Annotated in this window: 15 protein-coding genes; 13 read left to right on the top strand and 2 right to left on the bottom strand. The window is 60.6% G+C overall.

The window, feature by feature from the left end:
- Positions 1–3: 3 nt before the first annotated feature.
- The 13 genes from ACO54Z_RS06230 to ACO54Z_RS06170 all read left to right on the top strand — a co-directional run bounded on the left by ACO54Z_RS06230 (position 4) and on the right by ACO54Z_RS06170 (position 11696).
- Positions 4–951 carry a DUF58 domain-containing protein gene (locus ACO54Z_RS06230; protein WP_485996249.1) on the top strand — a complete coding sequence of 316 codons (948 nt, stop codon included), beginning with the start codon at positions 4–6 and terminating at the stop codon, positions 949–951.
- Positions 948–2942, top strand: a complete 1995-nt coding sequence (locus ACO54Z_RS06225; RefSeq protein ID WP_485996248.1) for a transglutaminase TgpA family protein — start codon at positions 948–950, stop codon at positions 2940–2942. Before ACO54Z_RS06230 ends, ACO54Z_RS06225 begins: the two co-directional genes overlap by 4 nt.
- A gap of 80 nt (positions 2943–3022) precedes the next feature.
- Complete coding sequence (locus ACO54Z_RS06220) at positions 3023–3490, top strand: SUF system Fe-S cluster assembly regulator (protein WP_485996247.1); 468 nt, start codon at positions 3023–3025, stop codon at positions 3488–3490.
- On the top strand, positions 3487–4929 hold the full coding sequence (sufB, locus tag ACO54Z_RS06215; RefSeq protein ID WP_485996246.1) for a Fe-S cluster assembly protein SufB: 1443 nt from the start codon (positions 3487–3489) through the stop codon (positions 4927–4929). The genes ACO54Z_RS06220 and sufB overlap by 4 nt, the downstream gene beginning before the upstream one ends.
- Before the next feature lie 166 nt (positions 4930–5095).
- The gene (locus ACO54Z_RS06210) at positions 5096–5509 is read left to right on the top strand and encodes a nuclear transport factor 2 family protein (protein WP_485996245.1); all 414 of its coding nucleotides are present in this window, start codon (positions 5096–5098) and stop codon (positions 5507–5509) included.
- Between the two features lie 187 nt (positions 5510–5696).
- On the top strand, positions 5697–6164 hold the full coding sequence (locus ACO54Z_RS06205; protein ID WP_485996244.1) for a hypothetical protein: 468 nt from the start codon (positions 5697–5699) through the stop codon (positions 6162–6164).
- A 66-nt stretch (positions 6165–6230) separates the two neighbouring features.
- Positions 6231–6560 (top strand): DMT family transporter, encoded by a 330-nt coding sequence (locus ACO54Z_RS06200; RefSeq protein WP_485996243.1) that lies wholly within the window; start codon positions 6231–6233, stop codon positions 6558–6560.
- A gap of 63 nt (positions 6561–6623) precedes the next feature.
- Positions 6624–7394 (top strand): Fe-S cluster assembly ATPase SufC, encoded by a 771-nt coding sequence (gene sufC, locus ACO54Z_RS06195; RefSeq protein WP_485996242.1) that lies wholly within the window; start codon positions 6624–6626, stop codon positions 7392–7394.
- A complete protein-coding gene (gene sufD, locus ACO54Z_RS06190) occupies positions 7394–8533 on the top strand; it encodes a Fe-S cluster assembly protein SufD (RefSeq protein ID WP_485996241.1) in 1140 nt (379 codons plus the stop codon). The genes sufC and sufD overlap by 1 nt, the downstream gene beginning before the upstream one ends.
- Complete coding sequence (locus tag ACO54Z_RS06185) at positions 8530–9726, top strand: aminotransferase class V-fold PLP-dependent enzyme (RefSeq protein ID WP_485996240.1); 1197 nt, start codon at positions 8530–8532, stop codon at positions 9724–9726. The genes sufD and ACO54Z_RS06185 overlap by 4 nt, the downstream gene beginning before the upstream one ends.
- Positions 9723–10163, top strand: coding sequence for a Fe-S cluster assembly sulfur transfer protein SufU (sufU, locus tag ACO54Z_RS06180; RefSeq protein WP_485996239.1), 441 nt, complete (start codon positions 9723–9725; stop codon positions 10161–10163). Before ACO54Z_RS06185 ends, sufU begins: the two co-directional genes overlap by 4 nt.
- Before the next feature lie 137 nt (positions 10164–10300).
- On the top strand, positions 10301–10666 hold the full coding sequence (locus tag ACO54Z_RS06175; protein WP_485996238.1) for an iron-sulfur cluster assembly protein: 366 nt from the start codon (positions 10301–10303) through the stop codon (positions 10664–10666).
- Positions 10667–10814: 148 nt separating this feature from the next.
- Positions 10815–11696 (top strand): factor H binding protein domain-containing protein, encoded by an 882-nt coding sequence (locus ACO54Z_RS06170; RefSeq protein WP_485996237.1) that lies wholly within the window; start codon positions 10815–10817, stop codon positions 11694–11696.
- Positions 11697–11999: 303 nt separating this feature from the next.
- On the opposite strand, the gene ACO54Z_RS06165 is transcribed toward ACO54Z_RS06170, so the two are convergent.
- Both ACO54Z_RS06165 and ACO54Z_RS06160 read right to left on the bottom strand, forming a co-directional pair.
- Positions 12000–13157: an IS4 family transposase gene (locus ACO54Z_RS06165; RefSeq protein ID WP_485996236.1), complete on the bottom strand. Its 1158-nt coding sequence runs from the start codon at positions 13155–13157 to the stop codon at positions 12000–12002.
- Positions 13158–13394: 237 nt separating this feature from the next.
- Positions 13395–16202, bottom strand: a complete 2808-nt coding sequence (locus ACO54Z_RS06160; protein WP_485996235.1) for a valine--tRNA ligase — start codon at positions 16200–16202, stop codon at positions 13395–13397.
- Between the last annotated feature and the right edge of the window lie 35 nt (positions 16203–16237).

Below are 16237 nucleotides of genomic sequence, written 5' to 3'. Positions count from 1 at the left end.
TTCATGGCGATTGAGGACAAAATCCGCACCCGCTGGCAGGCGCGGCAGCGTTATGCCGTCGCCAGCCGCGATTTGCCCTCGGCGCTGCGGATGCCGGTGGTGCCGACGCGCTTCGGCCTCGCTTTTTTTGCGGTGCTGGCGGTGATGTTCGTCTGGTCGGCGAATCACCAGCTCAATCTCGGTTATGCGCTGACGTTCCTCGCTTTTACCGTGTTTTTGCTCGGCGGCACGATTACCGCCGGGCAGTTGTCCGGGCTGTCGCTCGCCGCACAGGGCGGTGAGCCGGTGTGGGCGGGCGACGAGGCGGCGTTTACGGTGACGATTACCGAGCGCGATGGCCGTGCGCGCGGGCTGGTGTTTTTGCGCAATGAGGAGCAGCGCGTCGCCTGTGATGATTTGCAGGCAGGTGCGACGGCACGGGTGGTGTTGCGCGAGGCGACGTGGCAACGCGGCTGGCACGCGATGGCGCCGCTGGAGGTGTTTTGTACGCATCCGCTCGGCGCGTTTGTCACCTGGTCGTGGACGTGGCTGGAAGCGCGGGTGCTGGTCTATCCGCGTCCGGCGGGCGATTTGCCGCTGCCGTGGCAGGCGGCAGCCGGCGAGGGCAAGGCGCAGGGCGCGACGTCGGGCGATGATGAGTTGTCCGGCTTGCGTCCGTATGTGCTGGGCGATTCGCTGTCGCGGGTTGCCTGGAAGCGTTATGGTCGCGGCGAGCTGTTGCTGAAGCAGTTTGCCGGGGAAGGCGCGCCGCAGTTGTTGTTCGATTTTGCCGCGATTCCCGGCGGCACCGAGCAGCGCCTGTCGCAGCTCGCCCAATGGATTGTCGAGGCGGAGGCGCAGGGGTTGTCCTACGCGCTGCGCCTGCAACAGCAGTATTTTGATTTTGGTCACGGGCGCGAGCAGCGCGAGGCCTGTTTGTGCGCGCTGGCGCTGTTCGGGGGTGGGGCATGATTCGCTGGGTGAGCGCGCAGGCGTATCAGGACCGGCTGGACGGGCGCGAATGGCGGCGCATTACCGCCACGTTTACGCTGGTGGCGTTGCCGCTGTTTTTCTTTTTGCCGAGTGCGCTTGGCGTGCTGCTGGCAGCGGCGATTGCGCTGAAATTCGTCGCTATTGCTCGTGATGATGAGCGCCTCGCCATTGGCGTTGCGATTGGCCTGATATTGACGGGCGCTTTTTTGATTTATGGCGGCTTGCGCTCGCAGGGGTTGACGCTGTCGTTCGTCGCGCTGCTGGTGACGATGAGCGTCTGCAAGCTGCTGGAGTCGCGCAACCGCCGCGATGTTCATGTGCTGTTTTTGCTGGAAACGCTGCTGATGCTGGCGTTTTTGATGTATTCGCAGTCCATCCTAATTTTCCTCTATTTGCTCTTTGCGCTGGCCATCAGCGTGCATGGTCTGGTGCGCTTCGAGCAACGCGGGCGGGCGCGGGTGCAGTTCGCCCGCTGGCGCGATTTGCTGCGCCTTTTCCTCATCGCCCTGCCGTTTGCGGCGGCGATGTTTTTCTTTTTCCCGCGCATCCAGCCGCTGTGGGGGATGCCGCAGCAGGGCAAGGGTGCCGTCACCGGCCTGCCGGACGAGATGAACATGGGCGATTTGTCGTCGCTGGCGCAGTCCAACGAAATAGCCTTCCGCGCCCGCTTTGACCATGACCAGGTGCCGCAGAGCCGCAACCTGTACTGGCGCGGCCCGGTGCTGTGGCAGTTTGACGGCACGCAGTGGTTGCAGCGCCGTGGCGACCCTTTCCGCCCGCCTGCACCGGTGGATTATCAACAGGACAGCATCGTTCGCTACGAAACAACGCTGGTGAAGTCGTCGCTGAAATGGCTGCCCGCACTGGATTTGCCGCAGCAACTGCCGGATAACCTGCCGCTTGGCCATGCCTACCAGATTGCGCTGTTTCCTGCGGCTAACGGCGTGACCGGCAAACGTTTCCGGCTCGCCTCGGCGCTCGCTTATCACACCACCGGCGAACTGTCGCGGCGCGACCGTCAGGATGCGCTGCAACTGCCACCCGGATTGACCATCCCGCAGACACAGGGACTGGCGCAACGTCTGCTTCAGGAAAACGGCGGCACGGCGCGCGGCTTCGCCGAAGGTTTCCTCAAACGGCTACATGAAGAAGAATACTACTACTCGCTCGAACCGCCGCCCGGCGCGGGCAACCCGGAAACATTCCTCTTCCGCGACCGCATCGGCTTCTGCGAACACTACGCCAGTGCGATGGTGCTGGCGGCGCGCAGTGTTGGCATCCCGGCGCGGGTGGTCATCGGCTATCAGGGTGGCGAATTGAACCCGCTCACCGGCGACTGGGTGGTGCGCGAAGAATCGGCGCACGCCTGGACAGAATTGTGGCTTGATGGCGAAGGCTGGGTGCGTTTCGACCCGACCGCCGCCGTCGCCCCGGACCGTATCCTGCAAGGTCGCCTTTCCGGCAACAGCCTGAGCGGCGAAGACAGCCGCGCCTTTGGTACCCGCATTGCCGAAAACCTCGGTGCTGTCGCCTGGCTGCGCAATGCCATCGATGCAACGCAAGCCTTCTGGCAGGACTGGGTCATCAACCTCGACCGCGACCAACAACAGGGATTGCTCGAAGGCCTCGGTTTGCAAGCCTTCGGTTCGGCGGGACTATTCATCGTCATGGCGCTACTGCTCGCCATCGGCAGCGCCATCCTCTACTGGTACTGGACGCGCCGCCCGCGCAGCGACGACGATGCCATTGCCCGCGCGCTGCGGCGCAAACTGGCAGCGTGGGAAAAACGCGGCTACAGCAAGGCAACCGCCGAATCCGTCGCCGTCTTCTTCCGCCGCCTCGCCGCAAGGGCTGGCGACAAACAGGCGGCACAACTGCAACAGGCGGCGACCCTCTACGAATCGCTGCGTTACCGTGAAGATGATAACGCTTCGCAACTATTGAGTTTGCTAAAACGAATCCGCTTATAACGCCAGTTTTTCTGCATCATTCACTTGCGCGCTCCCGGCAAAAGGCATAAAGTACCCGCCCCGTTCTGATTGGAGCAACCATGCTGCGCATAACCAAAGAAAGCGAGTACGCCTTCCTCCTGCTGGGCGCGGTGCTTGCTGCCGACGGCGCGGCGCGCAACACCGCGACCCTTGCGAAAGAAGCGCGCATTGCCGTGCCGATGTCCGGCAAAGTCTTAAAACGCCTGACCCAGCAAGGCATCCTCGAATCCATCCGTGGCGCGCATGGCGGCTACCAGCTCGCGCGCGCGCCGGAAAGCATTACCGCGCTGGAAGTCGTCGAAGCGATAGAAGGCGCGCCGGAGCTGGTCGAATGCGCCAGCAGCGAGCATAACTGCGCGCTCGCCGAACACTGCACCCTCAGCCCGTTCTGGCTGGAAATCAACGACGACATCCGCACCATGCTCGCTGCAAAAACGCTGGCGGAAATGCAGCGCTTTGAACGCCGCCAGCGCGAACGCACCCTGCAATTCCCCGACAAAAACGACCTCAAACAAGAAGCCTCATGAGCAACGAAGAACTGAAAAAAATCGCCGAAACCGAATACCAGTACGGCTTTGAAACCCACATCGAACAAGACACCCTGCCGCCGGGGCTGGACGAAGGCGTCATCACCCACATCTCGCGCATGAAAAACGAGCCCGACTGGCTGCTCGAATTTCGCCTTGCCGCCTACCGCCACTGGCTGACGCTGGAGCAGCCCGACTGGGGACACCTCAACATCAAGCCGATTGACTACCAGGCGATCTCCTACTACTCCGCGCCGAAAAACAAAAAAGAAGGGCCGAAATCGCTGGACGAAGTCGATCCCGAACTGCTGCGCACCTACGAAAAACTCGGTATCCCGCTACAAGAGCGGGAAATGCTTGCTGGCGTCGCGGTCGATGCCGTCTTTGACTCCGTCTCGGTCGCCACCAGTTTCAAAGAGCGCCTCGGCAAAGAAGGCATCATCTTCTGCGCCTTCTCTGAAGCGGTGCGCGAACACCCCGAATTGGTGCGCAAATACCTCGGCTCGGTGGTGCGCATGGACGATAACTACTTCGCCGCGCTCAACTCCGCCGTCTTCAGCGACGGCAGCTTCTGCTACATCCCGCCCGGCGTGCGCTGCCCGATGGAGCTATCCACCTACTTCCGTATCAACGCCGCCAACACCGGCCAGTTTGAACGCACCCTCATCATCGCCGACAAAGGCGCCTACGTTTCCTACCTCGAAGGCTGCACCGCGCCGAAACGCGAAGAACACCAGCTACACGCTGCCATCGTCGAAATCATCGCCCACGAAGATGCCGAAGTGAAATATTCCACCGTGCAGAACTGGTTTCCCGGCGACAAGGACGGCAACGGCGGCATCTACAACTTCGTTACCAAACGCGGCCTGTGCGAAGGCGCGCGCAGCAAAATCTCGTGGACGCAGGTAGAAACTGGCTCGGCGATTACCTGGAAATACCCCGGCGTCGTGCTGAAAGGCGACGACAGCATCGGCGAGTTCTACTCGGTCGCGCTCGCCCGCGACTACCAGCAGGCCGACACCGGCTCAAAAATGATCCACATCGGCAAAAACACCAAATCCACCATCATCTCCAAAGGCATCTCGCTCGGTTACGCGCAAAACGCCTACCGCGGCCTGGTCAAAATCCTGCCGGGGGCGGAAAACGCGCGCAACTTCTCCCAATGCGACTCGCTCCTCATCGGCAGCGACTGCGGCGCGCACACCTTCCCCTACCTGATGGTGCAGAACCCGACGGCGCAAGTCGAACACGAAGCGACCACCGCCAAAATCGGCGAGGACCAGATTTTCTACTGCATGCAACGCGGCCTCTCCGAAGAAGACGCGGTCAGCCTCATCGTCAACGGCTTCTGCAAAGAAATCTTTCAGGAATTGCCGATGGAATTTGCCGTTGAAGCGCAGCGGCTGATAGAGCTCAAACTGGAAGGCAGCGTCGGCTAAAAAACCCCCTCCCCCGCAGGGCGAAGCCCGCAGCGGGGGAGGGCTGGGGTGGGGGTGAACGATGTTGTTGATGAATCGAAATTTCGAACCGCCACCTCGCTGCTATTTACATACGCCAACCCCGCTACCCCGTATGTAAAACCCGAAACTAACCCCGAAACCAACCATGAACGACGCCCAACACATCTACGAAGCCTGGCACACAGCTGCCAAAAACCGCGACACCGCTGCGCTGATTGCCCTTTACCACGACGACGCCGAATTTGAATCGCCGCTCGTCCCCATCATCATGGCGCGCGCAAGCGGTGTGCTGCGTGGCCGCGTGGAAATACAGGCCTTCCTCGAAGAAGGCACGCGCCGCCGCCCGAACGAACTGGTGCGCTGGTACCGCGATGGCCGCTACCTCGCCAGCGGCAACCTGCTGGTATGGGAATACCCGCGCCACACCCCGGACGGCGAACAAATCGACATCCTCGAACTGATGGAACTGGCGGACGGCAAAATCCGCCAGCACCGCATCTACTGGGGCTGGTTCGGCACACAAAGGCTGATTGCCTCGGCGCTGGCGAAGCAGCAGTAACCCCCCCTCCCCCGCAGGGCGAAGCCCGCAGCGGGGGAGGGGCGGGGTGGGGGTGAGCGATGTGGTTCATGAATTGAGGCATTGCTTTTTCATATCTGCTGCCTCCCATCATACATACACCAACCCCGCTACCCTGTATGTAAAACCGTAAACCCAAAACCATTCACCTTACGAACACAAACCAGCCATGACACTACGCAACATAGATTTATCAATCGCCCTGGCGCTATGCCTGCCAGCGGCGATTGCCATCCCGCTGACGGGACAGCCCAATATGATGCGTCCCTATTTTTTGCTAATAGCGGGATTGGTGTTGCCAATCGTGGTTGCCTGGGCATTGAGGGCAAAACCCTATTTCTTGAGTGGCGTTGCGCTTAGTGGCAATGCATTATTCTGGTTTTTTATGTTGAGCCATTTCAATTTGTCTTTCAGAATTTTTGGCGTTCACGACTATTTCTGGATATTGATTAGTTGGATTATGGGATGGCTCATCGGACTACTTGCACAATACCGGGCAGAAAATGCAAAAGAAGCGTTTGGAAAAGGTTTCCTTGAAACATTAGCGGGGGTTATGGCGGGACTAATTATTTTGGGCGTTCTTTATCTGTTCGGACTTACCAAGTTTATTTTCTCCCTCAGTAACGTCATTTTATGAGGCTCAAATATACATATACCTTAGTCGCTACCCTGTACGTAAAACACTACCAAACCACGAATCCACATGAACCCCTGGCTCTCCCTCACCCTCGCCATCATCCTCGAAGTCATCGCCACCACCCTGCTCAAAATCAGCGACGGCTTCAGCAAATGGCTGCCCGCCGCCGCTTCGCTCGCCCTTTATGCCGTCTGCTTCTACTTCGTCTCGCTTGCTTTTCGCAGCATTCCGGTGGGCACGGCTTATGCCATCTGGTCGGGCTGCGGCATCGTGCTGATTGCCCTCATCGGCCTCGCCTTGGGGCAGAAACTCGACCCGCCCGCCGTGCTTGGCATCGCGCTCATCGTCGCGGGCGTGGCGGTCATCAACCTCTTTTCCAAAACCGTTACCCATTAAATATACATACACCTTGAGCGCTACCCTGTATGTAAACCGCTTACACACAAAAAGGAACTACCCATGCTAGAAATCCACAACCTGCACGTTGCCACCGAAGAAGGCAAAAAAATCCTGAACGGCGTCAATCTGCGCATCGGCGCGGGCGAAGTCCACGCCATCATGGGGCCGAACGGCTCCGGCAAATCGACGCTGGCGAACGTCATCGCCGGGCGCGAGGGCTACGTCGTCACCGAAGGCAGCATCACCTATGACGGCCGCGACCTGCTGGAAATGGAGCCGGACGAGCGCGCCTGCGCCGGCATCTTCCTCGCCTTCCAGTACCCGGTAGAAATCCCCGGCGTCAGCAACCTCTACTTCCTGAAAGCAGCGGTAAACGCCAAGCGCGCCTACGAAGGCAAGGGCGAAATGGACGCGATGGAATTCTACGACCTGCTACAAAAACGCATGAAAAGCGTGAAGATGCACGACAGCTTCCTCTCACGTGCGGTGAACGTCGGTTTCTCCGGCGGCGAGAAAAAGCGCAACGAAATCATGCAAATGGCAGTCCTGGAACCGCGCCTCGCCGTGCTGGACGAAACCGATTCCGGCCTCGACATCGACGCGCTGCGCGTCGTTTCCGAAGGCGTGAACGCCCTGCGTGATGCCAACCGTTCCTTCATGGTCATCACCCACTACCAGCGCCTGCTGGAATACATCGTGCCGGACTTCGTCCACGTGCTGGTCAATGGCGAAATCGTCGAAAGCGGCGACAAAACGCTGGCGCTGCAACTCGAAGCCAAAGGCTATGCCGACTTCCGTGGCGAAGAAGCCGGCGCCGCCCGGAGTGCCTGATGACAGCCTTCTTCCCGGACATCCGCGCCGCCGCAGGCGCGCTACAACAAGAAGCCTTCACCCGCTGGCAGACGATGGGCGACCTGCGCCGCCGCGAAACCTGGCGCTGGACGCCGCTCGATGCCCTGCGCGATGAAGCACGCCGCGTCGAAAACGCCGACTACCAATTTGACCTGCCCGATGCCATCGGCGAAGACTTCGGCACCTTTACCGAAGCCGAGCGCGCCCTGCTGGCGCTGGACGACGCCGCCTTCGCCGCGTTGAACCTCGCGCTCCTGCCCGAAGCGCTGCTGCTCACCGTCCCCGACGACGCCGACCTTGCCGACATCGCCGCGCTCAACATCGACCTCCTCGCCCGCCGCCTGCAACCCTCGCGCATTCACATCCGCGCCGGCAAAAACAGCCGCAGCGCCTTCTGGATGGACTACCGCGCCAGCCGCCACGGCGCGCAACTGCCAGTCATCACCGTTGATGCCGAAGACGGCGCGCAAGTGGACATTGCCCTGTGGTTTCATGGCGACAGCGGCACCGCGCAAGTGGCGCAAGTCGCCGTCCAGCAAGCCACCGACAGCCGCGTCCGCGTCAATGCGCTGCAAGCGGGCGGCGACCTGCTGCGGCTGGACATCCACAGCGAACTGCACGGCGAAGGCACACACTTCGCCTTCGGCGGCGTGCAACTGCTCACGGACAAACAGGTCGGCGATTACCACCTGAACGTGCGCCACCTCACCGAAAACAGCGAAAGCCACCAGCGGGTGCGTGGCGCGCTCGACGGCAGCGCGCAAGGCATCTTCGACGGCATGATTTACGTCGCCCACGGCGCGCAAAAAACCGACGCGCGTCAGGACAGCCGCTACATCCTCCTCTCCGACAGCGCCCGCTCGCACAGCGTGCCGCGTCTGGAAATCTACGCCGACGACGTCCAATGCGCGCACGGCTCGACCACCGGCAAAGTCGATGAAGAAGCGCTGTTCTACCTGCGCTCGCGCGGCATCGGCTACGAAGCGGCGCGAAAAATGCTCATCCTGAGCTTCCTCCACGAAGCCGTCGTCGTCGAACACGAAGCGCTGGCGGAAGCCGTGCACCAAACCATCAGCGCCGTCTGGCTCGGCGACGACAACGACAGCGAGGCCGCATGAAAAACGAATTTCCCGTCTTCGACCAGCCGGTGAACGGCAAACCGCTGACCTACCTCGATAACGCCGCCAGCACGCAAAAACCGCGCGCCGTCATCGACGCGATGAACGACTGCTACCGCCACCACTACAGCAACATCCATCGCGGCGTGCATTACCTCTCGCAACAACTGAGCGCGCGCTACGACGCCGTGCGCGCACAAGTCGCCCGCTTCGTGAACGCCGCGCGCGCCGAAGAAATCATCTTCACCAAAGGCACCACCGAAGCGCTCAACCTGCTGGCGAGTTCCCTCGGCGAACTCGTCCTCAAACCGGGCGACCGCGTGCTACTCACCGCGCTCGAACACCACGCCAACATCGTGCCGTGGCAGCGCGCCTGCCAGCGCTTTGGCGCCGACCTCGTTGTCGTCCCCATCGACGACGACGGCGCGCTCGACAGCAGCAACTTCGACGAACTGCTCGACGGCGTCAAAATCTTCTCCGCCGCGCTCGTCTCCAACGCGCTCGGCAGCATCAACGACCTCGCGCCGCTCATCGCCCGCGCCAAAGCGCGCGGCATCATCACCATAGTCGATGCCGCACAAGCCGTCGCCCACATGCCGCTGGACGTGCAAGCCCTCGGCTGCGACTTCCTCGCCTTCTCCGCGCACAAACACTACGGCCCGACCGGCGTCGGCGTCCTCTACGGACGCTACGACCTGCTTGACGCCATGCCGCCCTACCAAAGCGGCGGTGACATGATCCTGAGCGTCAGCTTCGAGCGCACCCTCTACGCCGCCCCGCCCGCCAAATTTGAAGCCGGCACGCCGCCCATCGTCGAAGTCATCGGCCTCGGCGCCGCGCTGGACTGGCTTGCCGCCAAAGGCGTTGCCAACCTCGGCGCCTACGAAGAAACCCTGCGCGTTGCCGCCGAAGCCGCATTACGCGAACTGCCCGGACTGCGCATCATCGGCACCGCGCCGCACAAAGCAGCGGTCATCTCCTTCACCCTGGACGGCATCCACCCGCACGACGCCGGCACCGTCCTCGACCAACACGGCGTCGCGGTGCGCGTCGGCCAGCACTGCGCCGAACCGGTGATGCGCCGCTTCGGCGTACCCGCCACCATCCGCGCCTCCTTCGCCGCCTACAACGACCACGACGACATCGACCGCCTCGTCGCCGCGGTGCGCGCCACCCAGGAACTCTTCGCATGAACGACCTCAAAGCCCTCTACCAGGAAGTCATCCTCGACCACAGCAAACACCCGCGCCACTTCCACGCACTCGAACCCTGCGACCACAGCGCCACCGGCCACAACCCGCTCTGCGGCGACAACCTCAAAGTCTACGTGCGCATGGACGGCGACCAACTCGCCGACATCAGCTTCGTCGGCGACGGCTGCGCCATCTCCAAAGCGAGCGCCTCGCTGATGACCGACCTCGCGCGCGGCAAAACCATCGCCGAATTTAGCCAGCTCTACAACGACTTCCACCACATCGCCACCACCCAGGACCCCATCCCGGACAGCGTCGGCAAACTGAAAGTGCTGGCAGGCGTGCGCGAATACCCCTCGCGCGTCAAATGCGCGACCCTTGCCTGGCACACCCTGGACGCCGCCCTGCACGGCAAAAACGCGGCGAAGACAGAATAAAAAACGTAGGGTGGGGCTTGCCCCACCACGAAAAACGGTAGGCTAAAGCCCACCCTGCAACCGCTTTACATACACCACGAGCGCTCAACTGTATGTAAATACGAAAAACCACCAACACCAAGCCAAAAGGAACCCCGATGCTCACGATTGACCCGGAAAACGTCCCCTACAACAAAGACCCTGACGACCCCGGCCTGTCGCCGGTCGAAAAAGACATCATCCTCGCGCTCAAAGGCGTCTATGACCCGGAAATCCCGGTGGACATCTACGAACTCGGCCTCATCTACGCGCTGGACTACGACAAAAAAACCGGCAAGGCCGAAATCCACCTGACCCTGACCGCGCCCGGCTGCCCGGTGGCAGGCGTCATGCCCGACTGGGTCAAGGACGCGGTGGAGGCGGTCGATGGCGTGCTGGAGTGCGAAGTGGTGATGGAATGGGACCCGCCCTGGGGCATGGAAATGATGAGCCTGCGCGCCAAAATCGAGCTGAACATGATCTAAAGCAGGCTACACGGGCGGAAAAACATTGCCGTTTATGACAAAAAGGTTAAAATACCGACAGTTTCGGCAACCTTTTACGACCGTGAGTACGCGGCAAAAAACCGCTGAAATCCGAGGAAACATCCAACACTATTCAGGAGAACCAACAATGCAGGAAAAATGGCTTATCTCTGCGCTAACCCTCTGCCTGGTCGCCGCCTGCGGTGGCAGTGACGACAACAACACCGCAGCCGACCCAACCCCGCGCGGCCAGACCAAACAAAACAAAATCATCGCCCCCGAATCCCCGGCCGGCGAATGGATTTGGGCGAACAAACGCGGCGCAGAATACCGCTGGCCGGACGAACTCGACGGCTACAGCCACTACAACCTGACCGTGGACGGCCAGTCGCTGGCGAGTGAAGACCGCGGCGCCTACAAAATGGGCATCAACAGCATGACCCTGCCGCGCGGCTTCTATTCCGGCACGGCACAGACCGAATACAGCAGCCAGAATGACAAAAACAAAAAACGTGTCAGCCAGGATTTGGCGCTGCGTTCCTTCCGTGGCTTCTATGCGGGCGCCTACGCCTATGGCCGCCACGACGGCGATCCGGTGATGGATACCGGGCGGATGTACTACACCACGCCGACCCCGTACGACAACCTGCCGACCAGTGGCCGCGCGCTCTATGTTGGTCGCGTCTTTGACCACAACGCGCAGAACGATGCCAAACTGAACTACGTCGTTGATTTCAGTAACCACAAAGGTTCCGGCGAAATCAGCGCCAACACCCTGCACGAAAAATTCGAGCTGGCAGAAGCGCCCATCGGTCAGCATGAAGGGCTGTACGGCACTTATTACGGGGTGAGCAAAGGCGATGTCATTGCCCATGACGTTTATACGGGCGGCAAGCGCGGTACTTACAACCTGGTTATCAGCGGTACCCGCGCCGAAGAAGTCGTCGGCGACGTCAATTACACCGACCCCTATGGCAACGAGTCCTTCCAGCAGGTCTTTCACGGCGAACGCGGCGAAGTGGTCAAATAAGCTGCTTTTGATGCCATAAAAAAACCGGCGGTCTCGCCGGTTTTTTTATGGCCATCCACCGAAAGCCTCATACGGTGTTGCGCCGCTTGACCGGGCACCCTAAAAAATGGCGGAGCCATTTTTTAGGGAAACCCGCGCCGTACAACTGCTACTGCCTTCAGCGGCGCGCCTTGCCTGAGGCTTTTGCTGTATCGCTGACTGTTTACAATTAGGGAACAAAGCCCCTTTCCCGCTGTGCGAGCTGTTCCAGTCCCTTTGGAGAGGGCACTACTGTCCGGAATAAATCCGCCATAAAAATCCTTTTTAAAACAATGAAAATTCCTCTTGAGCTGCACAACCACGCCGCTCCCGCCGCCTTCGGTAGTGGGCGTATGCCGACTCCCGCCGCAAAAAAAAAGACCCCAAAATTTTCACCAGGTACAAATGCAAACTCCCCGTCTCCCGCGCATCCCGCTGCGCCTGCCTGAGCAGCAGGTACGCTATCAGCACGCAGACAATGTGCAGCCTGACCCCATTTTCTGTCCGGCTGTACGGCCGCTCCAGCGCAAGGTGCTGTTTCATCCATTTGAACAGCAGCTCGATTTGCCAGCGCTTTTTGTAGTTGTCCGCAATTTCCGCTGCGCTACTTTCGTGGTCATTTGTCACCAACACCAGCGTCCTGCCTTCTTCGCGCGCCACTTCAATGCGCCGCAATGCTTTGTCGTGATAGTGGTTTTGCTGCTTCTTGCCGCTGACTTTTTTGTGTTTGCAGCGGATTTTCCGGTCGCTGAGGATGTGTTCCTCGCACACGGCATTTTCGCCAACCTCTTCAAAGGCCGCGTTTTTCTTCAGCCGCGTGATGAAATACGCGCCCGCTGCGTCAATCTCATGCCACCAGTTGTAGTCGCAGTAGCCCTTGTCGAAGACGTAGGTGCTGCCTGCCTCAATGCTCATGGCCTTGCCTGCGTCCAGGTCGTTGACGTTGGTGTGGCTCAGGCTGGCTTCCACCGGGCATTTCCCGCCGTGTTCCATTTTGAGATGCAGCTTGACGCCACGGCTGTTGTGGTTGGGACGTGTCCAGTCGTCAAAGCCGCGCCCGCGCAGGTCAATGGTGGTGGAATCGAGCAGGTACTGCAGGGTTTTGCTTTCCCGCCGCACTCTGCGGTCGGCGCTTTGCATCAGGCTTTGCGCAAAGGTGGTGAAGGGCGTGATGTTCTTTTGCGCGAGTGCGTCGGCGAGCGTGCTGCGATGAATCGCACGGGTGCGCAGATGGTAATGGCCGGTGGGATGGGCGTTGAAGCGCTGCTCGAGAATGCGCAGGCTTTTGCTGTTGCTGAAGGTGGCAAAAAGCATGGCGACAAGCAGGTCGTAACAGCTGAATTTTTTGCGGTATTTGTCGGCTTCGCAGGCATCAACGTGATGCTGGAAGGTGCCGTGCATGGCGGGCTTGATAAGGGCGTGGATGCGGGATATCGTGTACATGGGTTGCAGCTTTTGTTTTTTTGAGTTGTTGTACGGGGTCTTACCCCGGGAAACGGGAGCCTGCAACCCTTTTTTGTGGGCGCCTGGTTTTATTCCGGACAGTAGTGTTTGGAGAGGGGGGAGGGCAGCAAATGTGAAAAATTGGAATTCCGGCGCATCAACAAATATCGCTCACCCCCTCCCCAACCCTCCCCCGTGGCACGCGCTGAGCGTCCTGCGAGGGAGGGAGATTTTTTCTTACATCGCCGCGACTTTTTCCCGCTGTGCTTTGAGGGCGGCGACGGTTTCTTCGTCGGCGGCGAGCAGCGCGCGGGTTTGCGCGACCAGCTCCGGCGGCGCTTTGGCGGTGAAGCGTTCGTTGCCGAGTTGGCCTTGCAGGCGGGCGATGTTTTTCGCGAGTTTGTCGATTTCTTTGTCAAGCCGCGCCAGTTCGGCGTCTTTGTCGATGAGCCCCGCGAGCGGAATCATGTTTTTTGCGCCATCAACCATAAAGGCGGCCGCTTCGGGTTCGGTCTCGCTTGCGGCGAGGACGCGCACGCTGTCCAGTCGCCCCAGCGCGAGCAGGCAGCGTTCTTGCTGGGCGAGGTGGCGCGCGGCGGCTTCGTCCTGGCCGCTGATGATGAGCGGCAGCGCTTTGCCGGGGGCGATGTTCATGTCGGCGCGGATTTTGCGTACGCCGAGCAGGGTTTGTTGTAGCCAGTTGATTTCGGCATCCGCGTCAGGGTCGCTGCCGTTTGTCGCCTGCGGGTAGGGCTGGGTCATGATGGTGTCGCCGCTGATGCCAAGCGCGGGCGCGGTTTGTTGCCAGATTTCTTCGCTGATAAAGGGCATCAGCGGGTGGATGAGGCGCAGCGTTTGTTCGAGGACGTCAAGCAGGGTGTGGCGGGTGCGCGCTTTTTCCGCCTCATCGGCGTTGGTTTTGGCAAGCACGGGTTTGACCAGCTCCAGATACCAGTCGCAGTACTGGTTCCAGAGGAATTCGTACACCGCCTGCGCGGCGAAGTCGAAGCGGTAGCTGGCAAATGCCTCGCGCACGGCGGCGGTAGTGCGGTCGAGCGCGCCGTAGATCCAGCGGTCGGCGGCGCTTTTTTCGGCAAAGGGCGCGGCGGTGATGGTCTGCCCTTTGGTCTGCATGAGGACGAAGCGGGCGGCATTCCACAGTTTGTTGCAGAAGTTGCGGTAGCCTTCGACGCGCTTGAGGTCAAAGACGACGTCGCGCCCCATGGTCGCCTGCGCGGCGAAGGTGAAGCGCAGCGCGTCGGTGCCGTGCGCGGCGATGCCGTCGGGAAATTCTTTGCGCGTTTGTGCTTCGATTTTCGCCGCTTTTTGTGGCTGCATCATGCCGCTGGTGCGTTTTGCGACCAGGGCTTCGCCATCAATGCCGTCGATGATGTCGAGCGGGTCGAGGACGTTGCCTTTGGATTTGGACATTTTTTGTCCTTCGCTGTCGCGCACGAGGCCGTGGATGTATACCTCGCGGAAGGGGACTTCGCCGTCCATGCAGTACAGCCCCATCAGCACCATCCGCGCCACCCAGAAGAAGATGATGTCAAAGCCGGTGACAAGGACGTTGCCCGGATAGAATTCGCGCAAATCGGCGCTGTCGTCCGGCCAGCCTTGGGTCGCAAATGGCCACAGGGCGGAGGAGAACCAGGTATCGAGCACGTCTTCGTCTTGCGTCAGCGGCAGCTCGGCGGGCAACTGGTATTTGGCGCGCGCCGCCGCTTCGTTTTCGGCGACGTAAGTGTTGCCGTCGGCATCGTACCACGCAGGTATCCGGTGCCCCCACCACAGTTGGCGCGAGATGCACCAGTCTTGCAGGTTTTCCATCCAGTTGTAGTAGGTGTTTTTCCAGTTGTCCGGCACGAATTTGATGCGGCCATCGCGCACGGCGTCGAGCGCGGGCTGGGTGAGTTTGGCCATGCCTTTGTCGCTGGACAGGTCCACGAACCACTGGTCGGTGAGGTAGGGCTCGATGACGACGCCGCTGCGGTCGCCGTAGGGGCGTTTCAGGGTGTGCGGTTCTACTTTTTCCAGTAATCCGGCAGCATCAAGGTCGGCAACGATTTTTTCCCGCGCCACCCAGCGGTCAAGGCCACGATAGGCGGCAGGGACATTGTCGTTCAGGGTGGCATCGGGGTTCATCAGGTTGATGACTTCCATGGTGTGCCGCTGGCCGACGGCGTAGTCGTTGAAGTCGTGCGCGGGGGTGATTTTCACGCAGCCGGTACCGAAGTCCATTTCGACGTATTCATCAGCGATGATGGGGATAACGCGCTCGGTCAGCGGGACGTGCACCATTTTGCCGAGCAGGTGGCGGTAGCGTTCGTCATCAGGATGCACGGCAAGCGCACCGTCAGCAAGGATGGTTTCCGGGCGGGTGGTGGCGATGTGCATATACTGCCCGTCCAGCCCCTGTCCGGCGACGAAGGGGTAACGGACGTGATACATGTGGCCGTTTTCTTCGCGGTTTTCGACTTCGAGGTCGGAGATGGCAGTTTTCAGCACCGGATCCCAGTTGACGAGACGCTTACCGCGATAGATAAGGCCGTCGTCGTAGAGTTTGACGAAGAGGGTGCGCACGGCGCGCGAGAGGTCGTCGTCCATGGTGAAGCGTTCGCGTGTCCAGTCCAGCGAGGCGCCGAGGCGGCGCAGCTGCTGCATGATTTGTCCGCCGGACTCGGCTTTCCATTCCCACACTTTGGCGGTGAAGGCTTCGCGCCCCAAATCGTGCCGCGTTTTGCCCTGCGCATTGAGCTGGCGCTCCACCACCATCTGCGTGGCGATGCCGGCGTGGTCGCTGCCTGGCTGCCACAGGGTGCGGCGGCCGTTCATGCGCTGGTAGCGGATGAGCGCGTCCATGATGGTGTCCTGGAAGGCGTGTCCCATGTGCAGCGTGCCGGTAACGTTCGGCGGCGGAATCATGATGGCGTAGGGTTCGCCGTCGCCCGCAGGCGCGAAATGCCCGCCCGTTTCCCAGACTTTGTACCATTTGTTTTCGATTTCTGCGGGCTGGTAGCGGGTCGCCATGCCGTCGTTGTTCATGTGTTACCTCTAAGTCTTTGAAGAAAGCGCGGGAT

The organism is Cardiobacterium sp., assembly GCF_057314735.1.
Note: the sequence above shows the minus strand (reverse complement) of the source record. Positions and strands in the feature narration are given on the sequence as shown.